The 4646-nt window shown below is 72.7% G+C and carries 5 protein-coding genes; 1 reads left to right on the forward strand and 4 read right to left on the reverse strand.

Translation table 11 applies throughout. The annotated features are described in order from the left end of the window. Positions 1-1078 (reverse strand): DEAD/DEAH box helicase (locus tag AB0M52_RS30955; protein ID WP_363961046.1); only part of this gene is annotated, 1078 nt, incomplete at its 3' end. A gap of 164 nt (positions 1079-1242) precedes the next feature. Between AB0M52_RS30955 and AB0M52_RS30960 the strand changes: the two genes are divergently transcribed. Next, positions 1243-1926, forward strand: coding sequence for an HAD-IA family hydrolase (locus AB0M52_RS30960; RefSeq protein WP_363961054.1), 684 nt, complete (start codon positions 1243-1245; stop codon positions 1924-1926). Positions 1927-2056: 130 nt separating this feature from the next. Here the strand turns inward: AB0M52_RS30960 and AB0M52_RS30965 are convergent, their stop codons facing one another. The 3 genes from AB0M52_RS30965 to tatC all read right to left on the reverse strand — a co-directional run. Beyond that, positions 2057-2998 (reverse strand): diacylglycerol kinase, encoded by a 942-nt coding sequence (locus AB0M52_RS30965; RefSeq protein ID WP_363961048.1) that lies wholly within the window; start codon positions 2996-2998, stop codon positions 2057-2059. 63 nt (positions 2999-3061) lie between these two features. Beyond that, the gene (locus AB0M52_RS30970; protein WP_363961050.1) at positions 3062-3619 is read right to left on the reverse strand and encodes a hypothetical protein; all 558 of its coding nucleotides are present in this window, start codon (positions 3617-3619) and stop codon (positions 3062-3064) included. Between the two features lie 159 nt (positions 3620-3778). Further along, positions 3779-4646 (reverse strand): twin-arginine translocase subunit TatC (gene tatC / locus AB0M52_RS30975; protein ID WP_363961052.1); only part of this gene is annotated, 868 nt, incomplete at its 5' end.

Genomic DNA, 4646 nt, shown 5'->3' on the forward strand with positions numbered 1-4646 from the left:
GCCACTCCCAGTAGCCCAGCACCGACAGGTCCTCACCGGGGATGGCGGTCACCCGGGACTCCACCACCCGGCGGATCTCCGCCCGCTCCTCGGGCGAGGTCAGCCGCAACCCGGCCGCCAGGCACTGCTGCACCGCCGCGTCGCAGCCGGCCCGGCTGAAGATGAACAGGATCGCCGGCAGCAGCCCCTCGCGGTCCAGCCGGTCGACGATGTCCGGCCGCAGCGGCCCGCGCCAGCGCGGCCCCCGCCGCCCGGCGCCCGGCCCGGCGGAGCGCCCCTCGCCCAGGTCGAGGCGGCGCACCGTGTCCCGGGTGTAGCGCAGCAGCTCCGGGTGCACGTCGTGCTTGCGCGCTGCGTCGGCGTCGTGGAACAGGTCGAACATCCGCTTGCCGACCAGCATGTGCTGCCACAGCGGCACCGGCCGGTGCTCGCTGACCACCACCGTCGTCTCGCCACGCACCGTGATCAGCCATTCGGCGAACTCCTCGGCGTTGGACACCGTCGCCGACAGCGACACCAGGGTGACCGAGGCGGGCAGGTGGATGATGACCTCCTCCCACACCCCGCCCCGGAACCGGTCGGCGAGGTAGTGCACCTCGTCCATCACCACGTACGCCAGGCCCTCCAGCGTGGCCGAGCCGGCGTAGAGCATGTTGCGCAGCACCTCGGTGGTCATCACCACCACCGGGGCGTCGCCGTTGATGGCGTTGTCGCCGGTGAGCAGCCCCACCTGGTCGGCACCGTAGCGGTCGACCAGGTCGTGGTACTTCTGGTTGGACAGCGCCTTGATCGGGGTGGTGTAGAAGCACTTGCGCCGGGCACCGTCGGCCGGCGCCGGCTCCCCGGGCGTGCCACGCAGCGCCAGGTGTACGGCGAACTCGCCGACCACCGTCTTGCCGGCCCCGGTCGGCGCGCACACCAGCACGCCGCTGCCCCGCTCCAGGGCCTGGCACGCCTCCCGCTGGAAGTCGTCGAGGTCGAACCCGAGGTCGGAGGCGAATTCTTCCAGCGCCGGGAACTGTGAGGCCTGCGCGGCCCGGCGGCGCGCCGCGGCATACCGCTCGGCGGGGCTCGACATGCCCCCAAGATTAGTGCGTGCCTCCGGCGGGCACCCGGCAAGGCCGTCCGGCAACGGGGTCGGAGTGGGTCGGTAGGGTGCACCACGTGCCGGATCATGCCGAACCGACCGACGCCGTACGCGGCACCCACGACGCCGCCCGGCCGGGCCCGTATCGCCGGCCCGTGAAGGCGGTGCTGCTCGACTTCCACGGCACGCTCGCGCAGGTGGAGGAGCCCCGCGACTGGGTGCTGGCCGCCGCGGCGGCGTGCGGCGTGCAACTGGACCGGGTCCGGGCCACCGCGCTGGCCGACCGGCTGCTCACCGCCGGCCGGGCTGGCGGGCCGCTGCCCGCCCGGGTGCCGCCGCGGCTGGCCGAGCTGTGGGCCGACCGCGACCTTTACCCGTACGCCCACCGGGGCGCGTACACCGGGCTCGCCGCGACGGTCGAGGCGGGCATCGACGGCCTCGCCGAGGCGCTCTACGAGCGCGTACTGGTGCCGGAGGGCTGGGTGCCCTACCCGGACACCGCACCCACCCTCGCCGCGCTGCGCGGGGCCGGGGTGCGGGTGGCCGTGGTCAGCAACATCGGCTTCGACCTCCGGCCGATCTTCGACGCCTGGGGCCTCACCGACCTGGTCGGCGCCTTCGTCCTGTCGTACGAGGTGGGCCGCTGCAAGCCCGACCCGGCGATCTTCTGGCGCGCCTGCGGCATGCTCGGCGTCGACCCGGAGGAGGCGCTGATGGTCGGCGACACCCCCGCCGACGCCGGGGCGGTCAACGCCGGCTGCGCCGCCCTGGTCCTCCCCGCCGCCGACCCCGGCCGCCCCAACGGCCTCGGCACCATCCTCGACCTAACCCACCCCTAACCCCCGCCCCACCCCTACCCGGCCCGCCCCGCCGATCATGCAGTCGTGGTGCCTGCTTTCGCCGCATACGCCGGCTTTGCGGGGCACCACAACTGCATGATCGGCGAGCAATGCCGGCGGAGGCCGGTGGTTAGCGGAGGAGGTGGATGGCGCGGGGGACGGCGGTGAGCGTTACGGGCAGGTCGAGGGAGCGTTCGCCGTCGGCGTAGGTGGTGATGTCCTCGGCTTCGATGGTGATCGTGCGGGCGCGGTAGGTCTGCACCAAGGGGTGGGTGACGTGGGTGCCGGTGTAGATGCGGGGTTTGACCCGGATCAGGGTGCGCCGGTCGAAGCGACCGCCGACCACCACGTCGAGCAGCCCGTCGGTCGGGTCCGCGTCCGGGCAGATCCGCATCCCGCCGCCGTAGCTGGCGCCGTTGCCGACCGCCACCAGCACCGCGTCGACCTCGAACCGCTCGTCGTCGAGGGTGAGGGTGTACCGGCGCGGGCGCAGCCGGGCCAATTCCGCCAGGATGGCCAGGTCGTAGCGGCGGGGGCCACGCGGCCAGCGCATCCGGTTGGCCCGCTCGTTGACGATGGCGTCGAAGCCGGCCGCGAGGACCGCCCCGTACCAGCGGACGGTGCCGTCGGCCCCGGTCATCCGGGCCAGGTCGACCGGTCGGCTGCGCCCCTGCCGCAGCGCCGCAGCGATGACCTCCACCGCCGCGCGGGGGTCGCTCGGAAAGCCGGTCTCCACGGCGAAGTCGTTGCCCGTGCCGGCCGGGACCGGCCCGAACGGCACGGTGCTGCCGGCAACCGCCTGAAGCGCCCGGTGGACGGTGCCGTCGCCGCCCACCGCGATCAGCGCGGACGCGCCGTCGGCCACTGCGCTACGGCAGGCCACCTCGGCCTCGTCCGCACTGGTCGCGGTCAGCAGCCGTACCGGCCGGCCGGCGGTGGAGAGCCGGTCCAGCAGATCCGGCAGCAGTCCCCGGTGCCGGCCACGCCCGGCCGTCGGGTTGGCCAGTACGGCGACGGGCCCCTCGGGCGGCGGGCCAGCGGGAAGGTGATCGTCTGCGGTCACGGCGAGCACCGTACCCGCCGGCCCGCCGACTCTGTCAGCTGGCGGAACGGGTGAATTCTCGCCTCGGTGACCTCAGCGTGCCGCGCGTCGCAGCCGCCCCCACGGCTTGAACACCGAGATGGTCATCGCGAAGAGCACCGCTGCGGTGGAGACGATCGGCGGAAAGGCCAGGTCGGTCAGCACCGGGAGCGGGCGCCCGTCGGTGAGGGACGCCCGGGCGCCCGCGGTCAGTTCGTGGATGCCGGGGCCGAGCACGGCGACGACCAGGGTGACCAGTACGACGTTGAGAACCAGCTTGATCGCTACCCACCAGTACCGCACCAGCCCGTACTTCGAGCCGAGGCCGAGCAGCACTCCGGTGGCCAGGCAGAGCAGACCGACGGCCGCGAGCGGCCAGGTGGCGAAGTAGCCGATGCTGGCGAGGGCAGCCGCGGCACCGAGGTCGTCGCCGGGGGTGAACGCCGCGAGCACCAGCAGACCCAGCACGATGTCGATGCCGAGCCACGCGCCGGCGGCGGCGATGTGCAGCAGGAGCAGCACCTTGCGCAGCCGCGGCCCGGCGCGCCACCGGACCGGGGCCGGGCGGGTCATCGTGCGGCCACCCGGTCGGGGCAGCTGGATACCAGTCATGCCCGCCATGGTCGATCGGCGCGGGCCCGCGGGCGTCGTCCGGGCGACGCATTCCGGCGTACCTCCGCGGACGTAGTCCCGGCGGGCTCCCGCAGGACCGCCATACGGACGAACGCCGCCCCGACGGGGCGGCGTTCGTAGCAATCCGGTTGGGCTCGGTCAGGTGATGTCGTCGTAGCGACGCTCGATCGGCTTGGGCGCGGTCACCGGCTCGGGGGCCTCGACCGGGGTGACCCCGTCGACCGGCCGTCCCGCGTCGACCCGCTCCTTGTCGAACTCCAGCGGGGAGACCTCGTCGTCGTCGATGCCGGCGTAGATCTCCTTGCCTCGTCCCCGGCGCTTGTCGTTGAGGAACGCGACCCCGACCGCGGCGAAGTAGAGCGCGCACAGGCACAGCGCCAGCGCCGTCATGCCGAACGGGTCCGGCGTCGGGGTGACCACCGCGGCGAAGGCGAAGAACAGGAAGACCGCGATCCGCCACCAACCGAGCAACCGTTTCGCGCTGGCGATGCCCACGAAGTTGAGCATCAACACGATCAGCGGAAACTCGAACGCCACCCCGAACAGCAGGATCAGGTTGGTGACGAACGAGATGTAGCGGGTGATGTCAAGAGTCGTGTTGATGTCGTCACCGGAGACCTGCAGCAGGAACTCCAGCCCCTTCGAGGTGACGAAGTACGCCAGCACCGCGCCAGCCGCGAACAGCGGCGCCGCCAGCGCGGTGAACGCGTACGCGTATCGCCGCTCCTTGCGGTGCAGACCGGGCGCGATGAAGGACCAGAGCTGGTAGAGCCAGATCGGCGCGGCGAGGATCAACCCAACCCAGAGGCCGATCTTCAGGTTGAGCAGGAACACGTCCGCCGGACCGAGCTGAACAAAGTTGCACCGACCGTCGGCGAGCGTGCTGCCCGGCAACTGACAGTAGGGCTGGGACAGCAGGTCGAGGACCGGCCTGGCGAGCCAGAGGCCGAACCCGAAGCCGACCAGGATGGCCAGCGACGCCTTGAACAGCCGGTTACGCAGCTCG

Source organism: Micromonospora sp. NPDC051296, assembly GCF_040682255.1.
In the GTDB taxonomy this organism is placed as follows: domain Bacteria; phylum Actinomycetota; class Actinomycetes; order Mycobacteriales; family Micromonosporaceae; genus Micromonospora; species Micromonospora craterilacus.